Origin of the sequence: Serratia proteamaculans (assembly GCF_946227095.1) — a bacterium.
GTDB classification, from domain to species: Bacteria; Pseudomonadota; Gammaproteobacteria; order Enterobacterales; family Enterobacteriaceae; genus Serratia; species Serratia proteamaculans_E.
The window spans coordinates 25,625-46,248 of the sequence record NZ_CAMISV010000002.1 but is presented as its reverse complement, the minus strand read 5'-3'; the positions used below and the strand labels follow the sequence as shown (position 1 = coordinate 46,248).

The window sequence follows — 20,624 nt, the reverse complement described above, 5'->3', positions numbered from 1 at the left end:
CAAGGGTTATCACTTATTCCTATGACGCCAGCAGCCCGTAATTGCTGCGCGGCAGGGCTAAAACCGGCCCGAAAGGTTAACAAATTGTGAACAAGTAACGCTTTCGGTTTAGGCTTCAACCCTTTCGATTTTAACAACAACGAAACATTCATGCCCCATTTTTGGGCAGATCGGGGTGTATTGACACATTGAAAGTTAAGGGATAGAAAGAATTCACATTACGAAAATATTGATTCGTCGTTCACCGAGGGGAAAGCAATGTCACCGATAAAAAATACCGGTCGTCTTCTGGCACACTCTGCCATTGCGGCTGCATTATTATTGCCAACCATGTTATATGCCGCCGATCAAATAACTTTGCGTTACGCCGTATGGGACAGAAATCAATTACCTGCCGAGCAGGAGATTGCCAAGCGATTTGAAAAAGAAAACCCTAACATTAAAATCGCCATAGAATTAACTCCCTCGGCACAATACTTTGTTAAATTAGATTCCGCCGCTGCCGGCGGCGTCACGCCAGATATATTCTGGATAAACATGCCTTATTTTGTGCAATACGCCAAGAATGGCATCATGCAACCCTTAACGCCGTATATTACCGGCAGCAGTGTGCAATTAAATAATATCGTCACCAGTTCGGTTAAAGCCTATCAGTATGACGGCCAGCAGATGGCCATTCCCCGCGATGTTGACTCGATCGCGGTGTGGTACAACAAAAAACTGTTCGACCAGGCTGGCGTCAGCTACCCCACCAATGACTGGAGCTGGGATGACCTGAAGAGCAAAGCCGCCGCACTGAAAACCGGTTTGAAAGGCAGCGCCTTCCCACTGGTCATGGATCTGAGCATCGACGGCCAGGACAGCTATATGAACCTGCTGTTCCAGAACGGCAACCACATTGTGCCAAAAGACGGCCAGCCGACCGACATTGCCAACGAAAAGTCGATCTGGGTCTATCAACAACTGCAATCCATGATGAAAGACGGATTGATGCCCAGCGCCCAACAGATGAGTGAAGTCAAAACCGAAAACATCTTCCAGTCCAACCGTGCGGCGATGGTGTATGCCGGTTCCTGGCTGGCGGCCCCCTTCGCCAACAACCCGCTGATTAACGACCATATCGGCGTGGTGATGATGCCGAAAATAGAGCGCCAGTCCGGCGTTGCGCACAGCTTGGCGTTTGCCATGTCCGCCAACAGCGCGCACAAGCAGGAAGCCTGGAAATACATTGAGTTTATGAGTTCCGAAGCCTCACAGACTGAGTTGGCGAAAGCGGTGATCCCGGCCAACAAACTGGCGGCCAAAGCCTGGGCGGCAGAGATCAAAAAGGTCGATGTGACGCCTTATATTGAAACGCTCAACGTCACCGAAGCCTACCCCACTGCCGGGACCAACACGCCAAAATGGCAGAACATGTGGATCGCCAGCCTGAAGAAAATCTTTATGGGCGCGGATGCCAAACCTGAAATGGACAAATCGGTTAAGAAGATTGAACGCGTGATGGAGCAGTAATCACCCCGTGCCGGTGACGCCTGCCCGAAGGCGCACCGGCCGCGGAATACCGCAGAGCAGTTACAGGTGAGGAAAGGCAACATGTCGCTGGCAGAAAGCTACGGTGCCCTAAAACAACAAAAAAGTACCCCACGACCGGCACTCAGCCGCCTGGAGCGTGCCGAGCGCTTCTGGGGCTGGGTGATGATTTTGCCGCTGCTGATTGGCTTGACGGTGTTTTACCTGGTCCCTTTTTTACAGAACATCTTTTACAGCTTTACCGACCTCAACCAGTTTATGCGCTGGAGCACCCTCAGCGTCGATAACTACGTCAATCTGTTTGAAGACGACGACTTTTACACCGCCGCCGCTAACACGTTGTTCTATGTGGTGGTGTGCGTGCCGATCAGCCTGAGCCTGTCACTGCTGCTGGCGATTGGCCTGAACCAGAACATCCGCGGCAAGGCGTTGTTGCGTACCCTCTTGTTCCTGCCGGCGGTCACCATGCCTGCCGCAGTGGCAATGGTCTGGCAATGGCTGTTCAACAAGGACTTCGGCCTGATCAACCAGGCGACGGGCCTGCTGGGTATTTCGCCGGTGGCCTGGCTGTCCGATCCGGACGTGGTGCGCATCAGCGTTTCCATCATCATTATCTGGTCGTCGCTGGCGCTGAAAATCATCATTTTGCTGGCCGGGTTGCAAAGTATTCCACGCCAGCTGTATGAGGCCGCCGACATCGACGGTATCAGCACCCTGCGCCGCTTCTTCCGCATTACCCTGCCGATGATGGTACCGACACTGTTCTTCGTCTCGGTGATGAGTTTTATCGAGATCCTGCAAGTCTTTGACGTGGTGTTCCTGATGTTTGACCGCGCCTTGGTAGAAAGCGATGTGATGACCGTGACCAACCTGTTCTACAAATATGCCTTTTACCTGCAGGAGAAAGGCTACGCCTCCGCCATTACCGTGGTGCTGTTCGCCGTCACCCTGTTGATCACCCTGATTCAAATGGTGATTGGCAAACGCCTGAAAGTCAGTTGAGGAGCCATGACGATGAGCATAAGTAAAAGAACGCTGGTGTATTTGTTTATGGTTCTGGCGGCGCTGGCCTCGGTGGTGCCCTTTATCTGGATGCTGGTGACCTCGCTGAAAACTCAGGCCGAGAGTATCCAGATCCCACTGACACTGTTACCGGCGCACCCGAGCCTGCAGGCCTATGGCAAGGTTATGCGCGAAATCCCCTTCACCGACTTCTATGTGAACTCGCTGCTGGCGACCTTCTTCACCGTCACGTTGCAGATGGTGATCGCCACCATGGCTGCCTACGGCTTCTCTCGCCTGCACTTTCGCGGCCGTGATGCGGTGTTCCTGGTGTGTATTTCGATCCTGATGGTGCCGGGTCAGGCCTTTCTGATCCCGCAGTTCCTGGTGGTACAGAAACTGGGGCTGGTGAACAGCATCACCGGTCTGGTGCTGCCGGGTATTTTCAGCATTTACGCCACCTTCCTGCTGCGCCAGTTCTTCCTGGCGGTGCCAAAAGAGATGGAGGAAGCGGCGCTGATCGACGGTTACAGCTACTTCGCTATCTTCTGGCGCATCATGCTGCCGCTGATCCGCCCCGGCATTATCGCCTGCATCATCATTAACGGCCTGTGGAGCTGGAACAACCTGATGTGGCCACTGATCGTCAACACCACCACCGAGAAACTGACGCTGCCGGTCGGGCTGGCGTCGCTGTCCAGCCGCGCCGGGGTGGAATACCCACTGCTGATGGCCGGTGCGCTGATGGCGGTGATCCCGATGCTGATGCTGTTCATTCTTTTCCAACGCTACTTCATCCAGGGCATCGCCAGCGCTGGGGTAAAAGGCTAACTACGAACACAAGGTAAAAAACATGGCCGGTATACAGTTAAACAATGTGAAGAAGGTCTACCCCAACGGATTCAATGCGTTACAGGGTGTCGATCTGGACATTAAAGACGGCGAATTTATGGTGTTTGTCGGGCCCTCCGGCTGCGCCAAATCCACCCTGCTGCGGATGATCGCCGGGCTGGAGAGCGTTAGCGAAGGTCAGATACTGATCCACGATCGCTGCGTTAACGACACCATGCCGAAAGATCGTGGTATCGCCATGGTGTTTCAGAACTACGCTCTGTATCCGCATATGACGGTCTACAAAAATATGGCGTTTGGCCTGATCGGCAAGGAAAGCAAGGCCGAAATCGACCGCCGGGTGCGAGATGCCGCCGAAAAGCTGGAAATCACCAATCTGCTGCAACGTAAGCCGGGTCAGTTATCCGGCGGCCAGTGTCAGCGCGTGGCGGTCGGCCGTGCCATCGTGCGTAAGCCCAAAGTGTTTTTGTTCGATGAGCCCTTGTCCAATCTGGATGCCAAGCTGCGGGTCACGATGCGCGTACAGCTGATCGAACTGCATAACCAACTGAAACAGGAAGGCGCCGCCGCCACCATGGTGTATGTCACCCACGATCAGGTAGAAGCGATGACCATGGGTGATCGCATCTGCGTGATGAACCGGGGGGCCATTATGCAGGTGGATAAGCCGATCAACCTTTACCACCAGCCCGCTAACCGCTTTGTCGCCGAGTTTATCGGCAGCCCTTCGATGAACCTGCACGATATGGCGATTACCCGCAGCGTGCAGGGTATCGGGCTGCAAATCGGCAATCAGCACCCTCTCGAACTGCCGGCGGTGCTGCAACAGCAGTTGGCAAATTACCCCCATGCACGTGTGTGCCTCGGCATTCGCCCGGAGTCCCTGCGGCTGTGCGCGCCCGGCAGCAGCAATTGCTTCCCGGCGAAGATTGTCACCATCGAACGAATGGGCAACGAAGAGTTACTGCACTGCGAACTGGTCGGGCTGCGCTTTGTGTTGCGCATGGCGTCACAACCTGACTGGGAACCGCGTCTGGGGGAACAGATCCACCTGGCTTTCGATCTGTCCCGCGCGCACCTGTTTGACGAAATCAGTGGCCAAAACCTCAAATAACTAGATCGGAGAATGTGCAATGTCGTCAGCTCAACAACATGGTTATGCCGGTCGCCCGGTTCGGGTGCTGGTGATTGGTGCCGGGGCACGCGGGGAAATTTACTCGCGCTACGCGTTGGCGCACCCGGATTTGATGCAGGTGGTGGCCGTGGCCGAACCGCGTGATGTCTACCGCCAGCAGTTTGTCGAACAACATGCCATAGCGGCGGACAAGGTGTTCACCGACTGGCAGCAGGCCGCAGACGCCGGCAAATTGGCCGACGCAGTGCTGATTTGCACTCAGGATACTTTGCACCTCGAACCGGCGCTGGCCTTCGCCAAACAGGGTTATGCCATGCTGCTGGAAAAACCGCTGTCGCCGGATGCCAGTGAATGCCGCACTATCGTTGAGGAAGTGGTGCGCCAAAAGCTGATTTTCTCGGTCGGCCACGTGCTGCGCTATACGCGCTATACCCAAAAGCTGAAACAGCTGCTGCGCGATAACGTGATTGGTGACATCGTCAGCCTGCAGCACCTGGAGCCGGTGGGTTACTGGCATCAGGCTCACTCTTTCGTGCGCGGCAACTGGCGCAACGACGGTGAGGCGGCCTTTATGTTGTTGCAGAAGTCCTGCCACGATATCGACTGGATCCGCTACATCATGGAATTACCCTGTGAGCAGATCAGTTCCTTCGGCGGCCTGCGCCACTTCCGCCAGGAAAACCAACCGGCCGGTGCGGCGGACAACTGCCTGGACTGCGCAGTAGAAGCCAGCTGCCCTTACTCCGCCAAACGCATTTATCTGGGCGACGACCACAAAGCAACGCCGGGTTTTCTGCGGGTGTTAACACCCGAGGTCGATCAGCCGCATCTGCAGGCGGCGCTGCGCGACGGTCAATATGGCCGCTGCGTCTACCGCTGCGACAATAACGTGGTCGACCATCAGGTGGTCAATATGCAGTTTGCCGGTGGCCGTACCGCCTCCTTCACCATGACCGCCTTTACCCGACTGGAAGATCGCCAAACCCGTATTTTCGGCAGCCACGGTTGTCTCGAGGGCGACGGACGCTACATCCGTATTACCTCTTTTGTCGACGACAGCGAAAAGGTCTACGACGTCGATGAAGCCGAAGATCTGCACGCCATGGCCGGTCACGGTGGTGGCGATTACTACCTGATGCAACATTTTATCGACGCGATCCGAACCAACGATCCTTCCCAGATACTTTCCGGTCCGGCAGAAACGCTGGAAAGTCATCTGATGGTGTTTGCGGCGGAGCGCGCGCGCCGTGAATCCGCCGTTATCACCCTGAGCGGAGCCTGAATACGTGGAAATATCCCAGATACGCTACGGTTTCGACATCGGTGGTACCAAGATCGAAATGGCGGCCTACGACCGGCAGCTCAAGCAGGTGCTGTGCCAGCGGATCAGCACCCCCACCGGCGATTACCGCGAATTTTTGTCCTGCATCCACCAATTGGTCGAGCAGGCCGATAGAGAGTTGCACACCCAGGGCAGCATCGGCATCGGTTTACCGGGCGTGACCGATCCCCGTAGTCGCCGACAACTGGCGGTGAATGTGCCCTGCCTGACCGGCCACTGTCTGGCGGACGATCTGGCGCAAGCCTTGGCGCGGCCGGTTGAAATTGAAAACGACTGCCGCTGCTTTGCCCTTTCCGAAGCCAGCACGCCGCAAACCGATCATCTGGCGCTGGTGTTTGGCGCCATTATCGGCACCGGGGCCGGCGGTGGCCTGGTGATGAACAAGCAGTTGCATAAAGGCCGCAACGGGCTGGCCGGGGAATGGGGGCACACCCCTATCTCCGCCCAGTTGGCACAGCGCTACGATTTACCGCTGTTCACCTGCAACTGTGGACTCACCGGCTGCTTTGAGCGCTATGTTTCCGGCAGCGGTCTGCTGGCCTTGAGCCGCCATTTTGGTCATCCCGCGGAGAACGTCCCGGCGTTAATCGTCAGTTTTCGACAGGGAGAACCGCTGGCACAGCGGCTGATGGCCATGTATGTCGATATTCTGGCCAGCGCGCTGGCCGGGCTGCAATTGCTACTGGACGTGGATGCCTTCGTGCTCGGCGGCGGACTGTCCAACGTTGGCGAGTTGTACTCCCTGCTGCCCCCAGCCATGAGTCATTGGCTGTTGCCCGGTACCGAACCGGCGGCAGTCTACCCACCGGTGCACGGCGACAGCAGCGGCGTACGCGGCGCTGCATTACTACGCCAAAGTTGGCAATAAAAAATATGAAAAGACCGCCAGGAAAAAATCAACGGTGCGGCTTTCATCCTGCTTTCGGCAAATTAACCCGGGCGACAAGTTGCCGCCTGATAAATAACGAATTACGGCTTTTCACTTTATTTCCCAGCACCTTTCGGTTGAGGGTTAACCGAAAGGTTTGTTAAACATAAACAATTGATACGTATGACTTTTTAAAAAATAACCGGTTGCATTTCACTGTTTCGTTTGCTGTAATTCGCCACGAACAACTGAAAGCACTCCTGCCAGATTAACTGCGACGCATTGCGCCGCGGCCGGGTATGGCTACAGCTAAATCAGGAGTCACGCGTTAATGATCAATACCCTAAAACGACGGGAATTAATTATCGACCAGCTTTGTCGCGAAGGCACAGTGCGCGTTGAACAACTCAGCGCCCAGTTTGCGGTTTCCAGCGTCACTATCCGCAGCGATCTGCGTCAACTGGAAAAAAGCGGCTGTGCCGTTCGTGCCTACGGCGGTGCGATGCTCAACAAGCAGTTCGCCTTCGATCGCCCGTTACAGGACAAGGGGCGCATCAATCGCGACGTGAAATACGCCATTGCCTGTGCGGCGGCGGCGCTGGTCAACGACGGCGACGCCATCATTCTCGACTCCGGCTCCACCACCAGCCAAATGGCACAGCAGTTGGTCGGTAAAAAAGATCTGGTGGTGATGACCAACGCGTTGAATATCGCTTTCGAACTGGCCAACAACGAACAGGTTGATTTGATGGTGGTCGGCGGCAGCGTACGGCGCAAATCCTGGTCTCTGTACGGCCCGGCCGCCGAACAGCACATGCGCCAGTTCCGTTTCGACAAGCTGTTTCTCGGCGTCGACGGTTTCGATTTGCACAGCGGCATCACCACGCCGGATCCCGGCGAAGCCCAGCTCAACCGCGCCATGTGCGACGTAGCGCGCGAAGTGATCGCCGTGGCGGACGCCAGCAAGTTCGGACGCACCAGCTTTTGCATGATCCGTGAAATCGGCCAAATCCAGCGTTTGGTCACCGACAGCCGCATCCCGGAAAGCTACCTGCATGCGCTGAACCATTTAGGGGTCGACGTGATTATCGCCGACCGTTAACCAAGGTTATTTAAGGAGTTTTCAACATGAACGGTTATTTTGCTTACGATGCGGGCTGGCTGGAACAACGACATGCGCTGCATACCGCCCGTGAGATTTGGCAGCAGCCGGATTTATGGGCCGCCCTGCACCAGCAGTTACAGCAGCAACAAGCGCTGTGGCAGCCTTTCCTTGACCCGCTGCTGGCTAATCCTCGCCTGCAGATTGTGCTGTGCGGAGCGGGCAGTTCGGCCTTTGCCGGCCGCGCGTTAGCGCCCTGGCTACGTGAGAAAACCGGCCGTGACGTGGTGGCCTACGGCACTACCGATATTGTCGCCAACCCGCACCAGTACCTCGATCTTACGCGCCCAACGCTGCTGGTCTCTTTCGCCCGTTCCGGCAACAGCCCGGAAAGCGTGGCCACGGTGGAACTGGCCGACCAACTGCTGCCGGAAAGCTATCACCTGATGCTGGTGTGCAACCCGGACAGTCAGTTGGCGCAATATGCCCATCAGCGCGATAACGTTTGTTCACTGGTGATGCCGCAGGGGTCCAACGATCAAAGCTTCGCCATGACCTCCAGCTTTAGCTGCATGATGCTGTCCGCTGCGCTATTACTCGGCCCGCACTCCCTGGCCGAAGCCCAGCGGCCTCTGACGGCGATGGTCGCACGCTGCAATGAACTGCGTGAAACCCTGCAACCTCAGGTGAAGGCGTTGGCGGCCAGCGGTTTCCGGCGTTACATCACGCTGGGCGGCAGCTGTTTCACCGGGCTGGCAGAAGAGGCTTCGCTGAAGATGCTGGAGCTGACGGCCGGACAGATTGTCACCCGCTACGATTCGCCGCTCGGCCTGCGCCATGGCCCCAAGTTTATGGTCGATAACCAAACGCTGGTCCTGCTGATGTTCTCCAGCGGCGACTATGCCCGTCAGTACGATCGCGATTTGTGGAACGAGCTGCAACGTGACGGGCTGGCGATGCAGATGGTCGGCCTGGCCGGCAGCACCCAACCGCTGTGCGACCTGATACTGAACCTGCACCACGCCGAAGATGACGTCTGGCTGCTGTTCCCTTACCTGTTATTCACCCAGATGCTGGCATTTGAAAGCTCGCTGGCACTTGGCCTGACGCCGGATAACCCGTGCCCGACCGGTGAAGTTAACCGGGTGGTGAAAGGCGTCACCATTTACCGTTATCCGTCATCTGTGGCGTAAGGAATCTCTATGTACCTGATATCCAACCGCGAAATGCTGCTGAAAGCGCAGCGCCAGGGGTATGCCGTACCGGCATTCAACGTTCATAATCTGGAAACCGTGCAGGTGGTGGCGGAAACCGCCGCCGAACTCCGCTCACCGGTGATCATGGCCGGCACGCCCGGCACCTTCAGCTATGCCGGCACCGACTATTTGATCGGCATCTGTCAGGCGGCCGCACACCGTTACGATCTGCCGTTGGCGCTGCATCTGGACCACCACGAAGAAATGGATGATATCGAACACAAGGTCAAAAGCGGTATCCGTTCGGTAATGATCGACGGCTCACACCTGCCATTCGCGCAGAATATTGCCAAGGTGGCCGAGGCCGTGGCGCTGTGCCACCGCTACGGTGCCAGCGTGGAGGCCGAACTGGGCCGCCTTGGTGGGCAGGAAGACGATCTGATTGTCGATTCAACCGACAGCTTCTTTACCGATCCGGCTGCCGCGCGTGAATTTGTCACCGCAACCGGTATCGATTCGCTGGCCGTGGCGATTGGTTCCGCCCACGGGTTGTACCACGGCGAACCCAAACTGGATTTTGATCGTCTGGCGCTGATCCGCGAGCAGGTCGATATCCCGCTGGTGCTGCACGGCGCTTCCGGCATTCCTGAAGCCATGGTAAAACGCGCCATTTCACTGGGGGTCTGCAAGGTCAACGTGGCGACCGAACTGAAAATCGCCTTTGCCGACGCGGTGAAGAGCTACTTCTCTCAACACCCGGACGCCAACGATCCACGCAAGTACATCGTGCCCGGCAAACTGGCGATGAAAGAGGTGGTCGCCGAAAAAATCCGCATCTGCGGCAGCAGCGGCATGCTGTAACTCAGAATAAAGCACCAAGTCTGGCCGCCGTTTCAGACTCAACGGCGGCCATAACCATTTTTTTAACGTGACGAAGCTCACAGTACATCGGCTACATTCGCCTGCTAATCATTAAGCCACCTTCACCATGATCTAAATCATGGTTTTTCCCACCTCCCTCCCTATTATCAAATCTATCGGCACTAAAAATTAAGAATAGTATATAAAACATTAAAGAAGGAGAATCGAAAGCCTTTGTTTACGGATGACATCAAGTTTATCTGTTTAGACTTTATTCAATTGGATTCACTTATTTTATCAGTTCATTTTAAAAAGGAATTAATAATGAAAAACCCTATCATGGCATTGGTGTTGCTAGCCCTCCTCCCTGCTACCTTACAGGCAGCTCAGGGCGGCACCGTCCGCTTTACGGGTAAAATCACCTCGCCGGCCTGCACTATCAAACATCAAGATGAAGGAATCATCTCCAGTTGCTTTGGTCAAACCTCGACGAACGGGAATGGCTATACCATCACCCCATTAAATAAAATATCACCTGAACTAGTTTCCAACGTGACAACTGAAATGATTAATAATAACGACAGATTAAAAAACGTCACGATAAGCTATAAATAACTTGCTGTGTCTTTACTAATAACCTGGGTTACTTTTATTAATAACCTGCGGTATTTGTTTAGTATTAATTTTGACTTAATTGAATAAATTAATTGATGATTTATAAATTTATTTTATAAATTTGATAATAAAACGGCCCACACCACATCAATGCTCACAATGTGGGCAACTTCAGGTTGCCCATCTTCATGTCCGGAATCCGCCATCACTCCCCCCTATTTCGTGCAATAATCTGCTCATCAAACGAGAGGAGTGTCACATGCAAACTTTTTTTATTGACCGTATGGCGACGCCGGTGGGTGAACTGGTGCTGATTGCCGATGAGCATGATCGTTTACGCGCCATCGACTGGACAGAGCATGAAGCGCGGCTGATGAAGCTGCTGAATACCCACTACCGTGCCGATCGCTTCCAACTGATAGACAAAACCAACCCTGGCGGCCTGACCGAGGTCATGCAGCGCTATTTTTCGGGTGAACTGGGTGTCATTGACCAGTTGCCGGTCATGACCGCCGGCACCGAGTTCCAGCGTAGTGTGTGGCAGCAACTGCGTCAGATCCCATGTGGGGAGATCATTACTTACGGCGAATTGGCGAAACGCATCGGTCGCCCGACCGCCTCACGCGCGGTAGGTATGGCCAACGGATCCAACCCCATCAGCATCGTGGTGCCCTGCCACCGGGTGATTGGTTCGCAGGGTGCATTGACTGGCTATGCCGGCGGTGTTCAGCGTAAACAGTGGCTGTTGAAACACGAAGGTTATTTACAGAACGAACTGCTTTAATCCCCTCCGTCGGCGACTGATTTGTTGCGGTTACTAGTGTGGAATATAGTCCGGTGGCACGCCGCTGCTCGTTGCCGATGGAGAGTAGTCTGGCGGTACCGGTGAGGTCTGCGGCACATCGGTGCCACTGTAACCGTAAGCCACCGGTACTTTATTGCCTTTGGCATACATACACTGGCTGTAAACGCTATCGTAGCGGTCCTGTAAATCCTCATTGCTGCCCGAGGCATCGCTAGCCGCCATTGAACTGCCTACCAGCATTCCCCCACCAGCGCCGATCAACGCCCCTGGCCCAGCATGACCGGATGCCGCACCGATTAACGCCCCAGCAGCAGCCCCCACCAACGTGCCTTCCGCAGCGGTGCCTGCGGCATTGTTAGCCGCCGTCTGGGCGCCGCCACCCACACTGTTTTGTGCATAAGCGCGGCACAACACCTCATCACGGTTAAATTGCTCATAACTTTTTCCCGTCCCCGGTAAAGCTATCACTTCTGGCCCTGAGGGCGGGGAAACGCAGCCATTTAATCCGATCCCCAAAGCCAGCAAAGTTAATGCAGGTAATAATTTCATCACTGATCCGCCTCAGGCTTATCGGGAAGCCGGACTGTCTGTTACCACTTTCATCCATCCGTCAGGGCAACGTGCCACCTGCGGGTAATAGCCTGCAGGACGCCGACAGTAGTAGGCATACGTCGGCGCCCTTTCGATGTAGTTCTGCGGTGGCGGCGGAGTTACATACACCACTGGCGGTGGGGCATAATAGACCGGCGGCGGCCCCCAAGGGATACCGATCACCACTCCCGGACCGTAATACCCGTGTCCATAGTAGCCATGGCCATAGTAGCCATGACCGTAATAGCCATGGCCGTAATAACCATGAGCAGACGAAACCGCGCTGGCCGACATTAATGCTCCTGCCACCAGCATCAATAACATGACCTTTTTCATCATTCACTCCTGAGCCAGATTGTCACCGCACTCCTCCAAGATAACGCCAATCAAGGGGTTATCTGTGGCAACGATTTGGATGAATGCGATCGGTTTTCGCCAGCAAATGTGTACAAATATTGACTTGGTTTTGCCAAAAAAGACCGTAATGATGAGGGTTAAATATTGCTTACCTAAACAGACTCAGTGCTGTCCCAGGTTTTCTGACTGGCCGCCAGTGAATGCCGCCACCCTGGCCCGTTTGCGTAAGTGGCAAATAAATCAAAATATTTCAGTTAACTACAGAACAATCGGCGGCATGGTTGCGCAAAATTCGCACAGAATGCCCCCGTTGTTATTAATGCTACCCTTATCACCTGCAAGAAAAGATGTTAAAATTGACGCATATCAATTATTGAATGAGCGTAATCTATGATCCCGGAAAAACGCGTGATTCGTCGTATCCAGTCTGGTGGTTGTGCGATCCATTGTCAGGATTGCAGTATCAGCCAACTGTGTATTCCTTTTACTCTTAATGCTCATGAGCTGGACCAGCTCGACAACATTATCGAAAGGAAAAAGCCTATCCAAAAGGGCCAGACCCTGTTCAAGGCCGGTGATGAACTGAAATCGCTGTACGCTATCCGCTCCGGGACCATCAAGAGTTACACCATTACCGAGCAAGGTGATGAGCAGATCACCGGCTTCCATCTGGCGGGCGATCTGGTCGGTTTTGATGCTATTGGCGGCCTGAAGCACCCAAGCTTCGCTCAGGCGCTGGAAACCTCCATGGTGTGTGAGATCCCATTCGAAACACTGGATGACCTGTCCGGCAAAATGCCAAACTTGCGCCAACAAATCATGCGCCTGATGAGCGGCGAGATTAAAGGCGACCAGGACATGATCCTGCTGTTGTCGAAGAAAAATGCCGAAGAGCGCCTGGCGGCGTTCGTCTATAACCTGTCGCGCCGCTTTGCGGAACGAGGCTTCTCACCCCGTGAGTTCCGCCTGACCATGACCCGTGGCGACATCGGCAACTACCTTGGTCTGACGGTAGAAACCATCAGCCGCCTGCTGGGTCGCTTCCAGAAAAGCGAAATCCTCAGCGTTAAAGGCAAATACATCACCATCGAAAACGTCGACGCTCTGTCGGTGCTGGCCGGTACGCCACGGATTAACGTGACCGTAAACGCCTGATCCTAGGCTGGGTTGGTAATTCAACAGAATTATTGACCCAGCACATCTCTGCCACTGTTCTGTTTTTCAATGTTGGGTTACTCTGTAAATTGACAGACTGTTGATTTTCAGCTGTAAGGAGGCCCTATGGCGAAGTATCAGAATCTTCTGGTGGCTATTGACCCCAATCAGGACGACCAGCCGGCACTGCGCCGGGCGGTATACCTGATAAAACGAAATGGCGGGCGCATTAAGGCCTTCCTGCCTATTTACGACTTCTCTTACGAAATGACGACCTTGCTCTCCCCGGACGAAAGAACGGCGATGCGACAAGGCGTTATCAGCCAACGCGCCGCGTGGATCAACGAGCAATGCCGTTTTTACCTCGACGAAGGCGTTCCTATCGAAATCAAAGTTGTCTGGCATAACCGTCCTTATGAGGCGATTATTCAGGAAGTGATCGTCGGTAAGCACGACCTGCTGCTGAAAATGGCGCATCAACACGACCGGCTGGAGTCCGTTATTTTTACCCCAACCGACTGGCATCTGTTACGCAAATGTCCTTGCCCGGTGTGGATGGTCAAAGACCAACCCTGGCAGGAAGGCAGCAAAGCGGTGGTGGCGGTTAATCTGGCCAGTGAAGAACCCTACCATGACCCACTGAACATCAAGCTGGTGCAGGAAACCGTTGAACTGGCACAAAACGTCAACCAAACCGAAGTTCACCTGGTCGGCGCCTACCCCGTCACTCCCATCAATATCGCTATCGAACTGCCTGATTTTGACCCCAGCGTTTACAACGATGCCATTCGCGGGCAGCACCTGATCGCCATGAAGGCATTAAGGCAAAAATTCTGCATTAAAGAAGAATTTACCCACGTTGAGAAAGGCCTGCCGGAAGAGGTGATCCCCGATTTGGCCGAGCACTTGCAGGCGGGGGTAGTGGTGTTAGGTACCCTGGGCCGTACCGGCATTTCGGCCGCGTTTATCGGCAACACGGCAGAACATGTGATCGATCATCTGAAATGTGACCTGCTGGTGATTAAGCCGGAAAACTTCAATTGCCCGATCGAAACTGACGAAGACGATGAGCACGACGACGAGGATTGATGTTTAACGCATAAAAAAACGGGCCCTGACAGGCCCGTTTTTATTGGCTTTCGTTACGCCTGCAGCGCACGCAGTATCGCTTCCACACTCTCTTTGGCATCGCCAAACAGCATCTGGGTGTTCTCTTTAAAGAACAACGGGTTCTGCACGCCGGCATAACCGGTGTTCATCGAACGTTTAAAGGCAATCACGTTTTGCGCTTTCCACACTTCCAACACCGGCATCCCGGCGATTGGGCTGCGTGGATCCTCCAACGCGGCCGGGTTCACCGTATCGTTGGCACCGATCACCAGTACGGTGTCGGTATCCGCGAAATCGTTATTGATTTCGTCCATCTCCAGCACCACGTCGTACGGCACCCTGGCTTCGGCCAGCAGCACGTTCATGTGGCCCGGTAAACGCCCGGCAACCGGATGAATACCGAAACGCACCTTGATACCGCGTGCACGCAGTTTTTCGGTGATTTCAGCCACTGGGTATTGTGCCTGCGCCACGGCCATGCCGTAACCTGGGGTGATGATCACCGAAGTGGAGTTCTTCAACTGCTCGGCCACTTCTTCCGCCGTCGTTTCGCGGTATTCGCCCATTTCTTCCGCATTACCGGTCGAAGAGCCATCGGTACCGAACCCGCCAGCGATCACGCTGATGAACGAGCGGTTCATTGCCTTGCACATGATGTAAGACAGAATGGCACCCGAAGAGCCCACCAACGCACCGGTCACGATCAGCAGATCGTTGCTCAGCATGAAGCCTGCCGCCGCTGCCGCCCACCCCGAATAGGAGTTGAGCATCGACACCACCACCGGCATGTCAGCACCGCCGATGGATGCCACCAGATGCCAGCCAAACGCCAGGGCGATAGCGGTCATCAGCACCAGTGCCACCGCCTGCCAACCCACGCTGTCGGCACGAACAAACACCACCAGCAGCAGGAAGGAAACCACCAGTGCCGCCAGGTTCATTTTATGGCGATTTGGCAACGCCAGCGGTTTGGATGAGATGATGCCGCGCAGTTTGCCGAAGGCCACAATCGAACCGGTAAAGGTGACCGCACCGATAAAGATGCCGAGGAACACTTCAGTCAGATGGATATTCTCCATCACCGGCTCCATTGCCGCACCGTGATCCAGGTAGCTGTTTAACCCCACCAGAACCGCTGCCAGACCCACAAAGCTGTGTAGCACCGCCACCAGCTCTGGCATTTCGGTCATTTCGACCTTTTTCGCCAGATAGATCCCAATGGAACCCCCGATGATCATCGCGATGATGATCCAGCCCACGTTGCCGGAATCCGGCCCGAGGATGGTGGCGAACAGCGCAATCGCCATCCCGGCGACGCCAAACAGGTTGCCGCGTTTTGACGTTTCATGGCGTGACAGACCGGCCAGGCTACAAATAAACAGGATAGCGGCGACAATGTATGCAGCTGTAACTAATCCTCCAGACATATGCTACCCCTTAGTTCTTGCGGAACATCTTCAGCATGCGCTGAGTGACGGTGAATCCACCAAAAATGTTGATGCTGGCGATCAGCACGGCGATAAAGGAGAGGAAACTCACCCAGCCGCCATGGCCAATCTGCAATAACGCACCGACCACGATAATCCCTGAGATCGCATTGGTGACCGACATCAACGGGGTATGCAATGCATGACTGACGTTCCACACCACGTAGTAACCCACCACGCAGGCCAGCGCAAACACGGTAAAGTGAGACAGGAACTCTTTCGGTGCGGCGTTGGCCAGCCAGCCAAACAGGATGATGGCCAGCGCCATCAGGCCATATTTCAACCACGGAGAAACCGGTTTTGCCTCTGGTTTTGCAACGGGTGCGGCGGACTGCGCCGGTTTAGGCTGAGCAGAAACCTGGATTGGCGGTGCCGGCCAGGTGACTTCGCCACTGCGTACTACGGTAACGCCGCGGATCACGGTGTCTTCGAAATCAACGTCGATTTCACCGTTTTTCTCTTTCGACAGCAGCTTCAGCAGGTTAACCAGATTAGTGCCGTAAAGCTGTGAAGACTGGGTCGGCAGGCGGCTTGGCAAATCGGTATAACCAATGATTTTCACGCCGTTATCAGTGACGGTTACGCGGTCCGCGACGGTCAGCTCACAGTTACCGCCATTTTGCGCAGCCAGATCGACGATCACACTGCCCGGCTTCATTGAAGCCACCATCTCTTTGGTGATCAGCTTCGGTGCAGGTTTGCCCGGGATCAGCGCGGTGGTGACAATGATGTCAACCTCGGCCGCCTGAGCGGCGAACAGTGCCATCTCAGCCTTGATAAAGGCTTCGGACATCACTTTGGCATAGCCGTCGCCGCTGCCCGCTTCTTCCTCAAAATCCAGCTCGAGGAATTCTGCGCCCATGCTCTGTACTTGCTCTTTGACTTCCGGACGGGTGTCGAAGGCGCGAACGATGGCCCCCAGGCTGCCTGCGGCGCCGATCGCCGCCAGCCCCGCAACGCCGGCACCGATGATCATGACCTTGGCTGGCGGTACCTTGCCCGCAGCGGTGATCTGGCCGGTGAAGAAGCGGCCGAATTCGTGTGCGGCCTCAACAATCGCCCGATAACCGGCGATGTTGGCCATTGAGCTCAATGCATCCATGGACTGCGCACGTGAAATACGCGGCACCGAGTCCATTGCCATCGCGGTGACGTTACGTGCAGCCAGCTTCGCGATCAGCTCCGAGTTTTGCGCCGGCCAGATAAAGCTGACCAGAGTGCTGCCCTCACGCATTAACGCGATCTCGTCCTCAAGCGGTGCGTTAACTTTCAAAATCAGATCCGACTGCCAAACATCGGCCGTGTCGGTGATCGTTGCCCCAGCGGCTTCATAAGCGCCATCGTCAAAACTTGCCAGTTTACCCGCCCCGCTTTCAATCGCGACGGTAAAGCCCAGCTTCAGCAATTGTTCCACCGTTTTCGGCGTTGCTGCGACCCGGGCTTCATTGGCCAACCGTTCTCTTGGTACACCAATACGCATAATGTTCCCTTCTCACCTGTCTTTGATGATGTTTATTATCTTCCTACCCATAGCGATGGCCCCGGCCGACAAGCTTTTTGTTAACCTTGTCGGCAGCGAATTAAGGCGCCATCTATAACCTACTGAAAATATGACCGATGATCCATAATTGCTTACGCATTCAGGTCTGTTTTTACATAAAAACGCAGGCAACGACATGACAAATCGCAATTTAAAGTTAAAAAGCCCGGTGGAATGGCATTTTTGCGGCCATATTGTGGCCGCCCTTAGGTTGAGAACTTCCAGCATTGCGCGGCTGTCGCGCATAAAAGTTATAAAATTGTGAATAATTAACACTTATGACATCAAAGGCTTTATTATTGAAACTTATGACGATTCTGCGCAAAATAACGGGCACGCTCGTTCAAGGGATTTGTCTCATGGGATGACATAAAATGCTGAGACACTGCTCGAGATTACATGTAATAATCGGCGGCTGAATTACACCTAAACAGTTCAGCACGTTATCAACGTTAATGCGCTAGGCGAAAGGATTTTTTATGAAGCTGAAGAACACGATCATCGCATCAGCCTTGTTATCACTCACTGCGCTGTCTGCTCAGGCGGCACAAGAGCTAACTCCTGAAAAAGCAGCGGCGCTGAAGCCGTTTGATCGCATCACGATTACCGGCCGCTTTAATGCCATCAATGAAGCCGCTGATGCCATATCCCGCCGTGCAGACAAACTGGGTGCAGACTCCTTCTACATTCAGGACAGTAATAACAGCAATAACGGCGGCAACTGGCGCGTCACCGCAGATCTTTATCATAAAGATGCGCCGGAAGTGAGCAAAGAGCCGAAGTACCGCGTGATTAACGGCGTTACCGAGCTGCCGAAAGAACAAGCCTTCCTGCTGGAGCCGTACGACACGGTGAGCGTCAGTGGTTTCTACCGCAGCCAGCCGGACATTAACGATGCCATCACCAAAGAAGCGAAAAAGAAAGGTGCAGCCTCCTTCTTTATCGTGCGTCAGGTTGATGCCAACCAGGGTGGCAACCAGTTCATTACCGCCTATATCTACAAAGCCGATGCGCCTAAACGCACAGTACAGAGCCCGGATGCCATCCCGGCTGACTCTGAAGCCGGTAAGGCCGCACTGGCTGCCGGTGGCGCTGCTGCTGCCAAGGTTGAAATTCCGGGTGTTGCCTCTTCCGGCTCACCAAGTCGCGACGTAGGCCGTTTCTTCGAAACCCAGTCTTCTACCGGCAAACGTTATACTGTCACTTTACCGAACGGTACCCAGATTCAGGAAGTGAACAACGTGACTGCTGCGCAGATGGTGCCGTTTGATTCTGTGACCTTCACTGGCCACTTCAACAGCATGACCGACGTTTCTACCGAAGTCGCTAAACGTGCTGCCGAGAAAGGCGCCAAGTACTATCACGTGACCCGCCAGTGGCAGAACAAGAGCGGCGGTAACCTGACCGTCAGCGCCGACCTGTTCAAATAAGTTTCACTTTGCGGTTTACCATCGGGCAGCCATTGAGCTGCCCGTTTTTTTTTGGTCGCGCACCGTCCTGCCAGTTGAATAGTTTTTTGTAAATTACGCATACTTAATCATTGCATCCATAGGCATCCATCCGTAGAATTTGCGCCAATTTTTAGGGCTATTGTCTACTCGTTCAGTAATTGCCATTACGTTGTTACTGCCAAGCAGTTCCCTCCCAGTTGTTTATTCTGCGTTCAGGATCCGTCATTGGAAAAAAAACTAGGTCTTACCGCGTTAACCGCATTGGTGCTGAGCTCAATGCTGGGTGCCGGGGTTTTCAGCCTGCCACAAAACATGGCGCAGGTCGCCAGCCCGGCGGCCCTGCTGCTGGGTTGGGCGATTACCGGCGTCGGCATCCTGTTTCTGGCTTTTGCCATGCTGTTGCTTACCCGCCTGCGTCCCGATCTGGACGGCGGCATCTTCACCTATGCGAAAGAAGGTTTTGGCGAACTGGTCGGGTTCTGTTCCGCCTGGGGCTATTGGCTGTGCGCAGTGATCGCCAATGTCTCTTACCTGGTGATCGTATTTGCCGCGCTGAGTTTATTCACCGATCGCGGCGATGAGGTCATTCTGGGCGACGGCAATACCTGGCAAGCGCTGCTGGCGGAGTCCGTATTGCTGTGGATCGTCCATGCGCTGGTGCTGCGGGGTGTGCAAACCGCCGCCAGTATCAATCTGGTCGCGACCCTGGCCAAGTTGTTGCCGCTGGGGATGTTTGCCGTGCTGGCCGCGATGGCGTTCAACATGGACGTCTTCACGCTGGATTTCCACGGCGTTGCTCTCGGTAAGCCAGTGTGGGAGCAGGTGAAAAATACCATGCTGATTACCCTGTGGGTATTTATCGGCGTGGAAGGTGCAGTGGTGGTTTCAGCGCGGGCCCGTCATAAAAAAGATGTTGGCCGTGCCACCATGCTGGCAGTGATTTCCGCACTGGCGGTGTATCTGTTGGTGACGTTGTTATCACTGGGCGTGGTACCGCGCAGCGAGTTGGCCGAAATGCGCAATCCTTCTATGGCGGTACTGATGGTTGATCTGATTGGCCCCTGGGGTGATGTGATTATCGCGGCCGGGCTGATCGTTTCGGTCTGCGGGGCTTACCTGAGCTGGACGATTATGGCCGCCGAAGTGCCGTTGCTGGCCGCTCAACACGGCGCTTTCCCGAAGATTTTCCGCAAGCAGAACAAGAACCACGCGCCCTCGGCTTCGCTTTGGCTGACCAATATTGCGGTTCAGCTCGCTCTGGTACTGATCTGGCTGACCGGCAGTAACTACAATTCTCTGCTGACTATCGCCTCGGAAATGATCCTGGTGCCTTATTTCCTGGTTGGTGCCTTCCTGTTCAAGGTAGCGATCCGTCGTCAGGACAAACGGCTGATGTTCGCCGCAGCAGGTGCCTGCCTGTATGGCATTTGGCTGCTCTACGCTTCAGGATTGATGCATCTGCTGATGTCGGTGCTGCTGTATGCGCCGGGGCTACTGGTGTTTATCTATGCCCGCAGCGGACATGATGACGTCAAATTGCTGAATCAACTGGAGAAAGGCAGTATTTTTCTGTTGCTGGTGGCCACGGTACCGGCCGGCTGGTTTATGCTGCAGTAGGTGAAGAA

Annotated in this window: 20 protein-coding genes; 16 read left to right on the top strand and 4 right to left on the bottom strand. The window is 54.6% G+C overall.

The features are described 5' to 3' along the window. Positions 1-258 precede the first annotated feature (258 nt). From OC597_RS03945 to ogt, 11 genes are all read left to right on the top strand, one after another. Positions 259-1,512: an ABC transporter substrate-binding protein gene (locus OC597_RS03945; protein ID WP_261284713.1), complete on the top strand. Its 1,254-nt coding sequence runs from the start codon at positions 259-261 to the stop codon at positions 1,510-1,512. Between the two features lie 81 nt (positions 1,513-1,593). Beyond that, on the top strand, positions 1,594-2,532 hold the full coding sequence (locus OC597_RS03940) for a carbohydrate ABC transporter permease (protein WP_261253843.1): 939 nt from the start codon (positions 1,594-1,596) through the stop codon (positions 2,530-2,532). A 12-nt stretch (positions 2,533-2,544) separates the two neighbouring features. Then, on the top strand, positions 2,545-3,363 hold the full coding sequence (locus OC597_RS03935) for a carbohydrate ABC transporter permease (protein ID WP_012145301.1): 819 nt from the start codon (positions 2,545-2,547) through the stop codon (positions 3,361-3,363). 22 nt (positions 3,364-3,385) lie between these two features. Beyond that, on the top strand, positions 3,386-4,498 hold the full coding sequence (locus OC597_RS03930) for an ABC transporter ATP-binding protein (RefSeq protein WP_262207600.1): 1,113 nt from the start codon (positions 3,386-3,388) through the stop codon (positions 4,496-4,498). Positions 4,499-4,517: 19 nt separating this feature from the next. Continuing rightward, entirely contained in the window at positions 4,518-5,801 is a 1,284-nt protein-coding gene (locus OC597_RS03925) for a Gfo/Idh/MocA family protein (RefSeq protein WP_261284714.1), read from the top strand. A gap of 19 nt (positions 5,802-5,820) precedes the next feature. After that, the gene (locus tag OC597_RS03920) at positions 5,821-6,729 is read left to right on the top strand and encodes an ROK family protein (protein ID WP_262208074.1); all 909 of its coding nucleotides are present in this window, start codon (positions 5,821-5,823) and stop codon (positions 6,727-6,729) included. Between the two features lie 331 nt (positions 6,730-7,060). After that, positions 7,061-7,831: a transcriptional repressor AgaR gene (gene agaR / locus OC597_RS03915; RefSeq protein WP_261423998.1), complete on the top strand. Its 771-nt coding sequence runs from the start codon at positions 7,061-7,063 to the stop codon at positions 7,829-7,831. A 26-nt stretch (positions 7,832-7,857) separates the two neighbouring features. Further along, complete coding sequence (locus OC597_RS03910) at positions 7,858-9,024, top strand: SIS domain-containing protein (RefSeq protein ID WP_261463454.1); 1,167 nt, start codon at positions 7,858-7,860, stop codon at positions 9,022-9,024. A 9-nt stretch (positions 9,025-9,033) separates the two neighbouring features. Beyond that, on the top strand, positions 9,034-9,888 hold the full coding sequence (locus OC597_RS03905) for a tagatose bisphosphate family class II aldolase (RefSeq protein WP_099062936.1): 855 nt from the start codon (positions 9,034-9,036) through the stop codon (positions 9,886-9,888). A gap of 324 nt (positions 9,889-10,212) precedes the next feature. Further along, positions 10,213-10,503, top strand: coding sequence for a YmdA family protein (locus OC597_RS03900; protein ID WP_261284718.1), 291 nt, complete (start codon positions 10,213-10,215; stop codon positions 10,501-10,503). A 259-nt stretch (positions 10,504-10,762) separates the two neighbouring features. Next, the gene (gene ogt, locus OC597_RS03895; RefSeq protein ID WP_262207594.1) at positions 10,763-11,287 is read left to right on the top strand and encodes a methylated-DNA--[protein]-cysteine S-methyltransferase; all 525 of its coding nucleotides are present in this window, start codon (positions 10,763-10,765) and stop codon (positions 11,285-11,287) included. 33 nt (positions 11,288-11,320) lie between these two features. Here ogt and OC597_RS03890 read toward each other — a convergent pair whose 3' ends face one another. After that, positions 11,321-11,857 (bottom strand): glycine zipper family protein, encoded by a 537-nt coding sequence (locus OC597_RS03890; protein WP_262207591.1) that lies wholly within the window; start codon positions 11,855-11,857, stop codon positions 11,321-11,323. Positions 11,858-11,875: 18 nt separating this feature from the next. Then, entirely contained in the window at positions 11,876-12,238 is a 363-nt protein-coding gene (locus OC597_RS03885) for a hypothetical protein (RefSeq protein ID WP_315902153.1), read from the bottom strand. Positions 12,239-12,299: 61 nt separating this feature from the next. Between OC597_RS03885 and OC597_RS03880 the strand changes: the two genes are divergently transcribed. The 3 genes from OC597_RS03880 (at position 12,300) to uspE (ending at position 14,500) form a co-directional block, all read left to right on the top strand. After that, the gene (locus OC597_RS03880; RefSeq protein ID WP_261463451.1) at positions 12,300-12,650 is read left to right on the top strand and encodes a hypothetical protein; all 351 of its coding nucleotides are present in this window, start codon (positions 12,300-12,302) and stop codon (positions 12,648-12,650) included. Beyond that, a complete protein-coding gene (fnr, locus tag OC597_RS03875) occupies positions 12,647-13,411 on the top strand; it encodes a fumarate/nitrate reduction transcriptional regulator Fnr (RefSeq protein WP_012145310.1) in 765 nt (254 codons plus the stop codon). Before OC597_RS03880 ends, fnr begins: the two co-directional genes overlap by 4 nt. A 126-nt stretch (positions 13,412-13,537) precedes the next feature. After that, positions 13,538-14,500 (top strand): universal stress protein UspE, encoded by a 963-nt coding sequence (gene uspE, locus OC597_RS03870; RefSeq protein ID WP_261253829.1) that lies wholly within the window; start codon positions 13,538-13,540, stop codon positions 14,498-14,500. Between the two features lie 53 nt (positions 14,501-14,553). On the opposite strand, the gene pntB is transcribed toward uspE, so the two are convergent. Then, positions 14,554-15,948: a Re/Si-specific NAD(P)(+) transhydrogenase subunit beta gene (gene pntB / locus OC597_RS03865; protein ID WP_262207588.1), complete on the bottom strand. Its 1,395-nt coding sequence runs from the start codon at positions 15,946-15,948 to the stop codon at positions 14,554-14,556. A 10-nt stretch (positions 15,949-15,958) separates the two neighbouring features. Beyond that, positions 15,959-17,488: a Re/Si-specific NAD(P)(+) transhydrogenase subunit alpha gene (gene pntA, locus OC597_RS03860; protein ID WP_262207587.1), complete on the bottom strand. Its 1,530-nt coding sequence runs from the start codon at positions 17,486-17,488 to the stop codon at positions 15,959-15,961. Between the two features lie 539 nt (positions 17,489-18,027). On the opposite strand from pntA, the gene ydgH reads away from it, so the two are divergent. Both ydgH and OC597_RS03850 read left to right on the top strand, forming a co-directional pair. Next, entirely contained in the window at positions 18,028-18,978 is a 951-nt protein-coding gene (gene ydgH / locus OC597_RS03855) for a DUF1471 family protein YdgH (RefSeq protein WP_261256769.1), read from the top strand. A gap of 246 nt (positions 18,979-19,224) precedes the next feature. Beyond that, on the top strand, positions 19,225-20,616 hold the full coding sequence (locus OC597_RS03850; RefSeq protein ID WP_262207585.1) for an amino acid permease: 1,392 nt from the start codon (positions 19,225-19,227) through the stop codon (positions 20,614-20,616). The last annotated feature ends 8 nt before the right edge of the window (positions 20,617-20,624 follow it).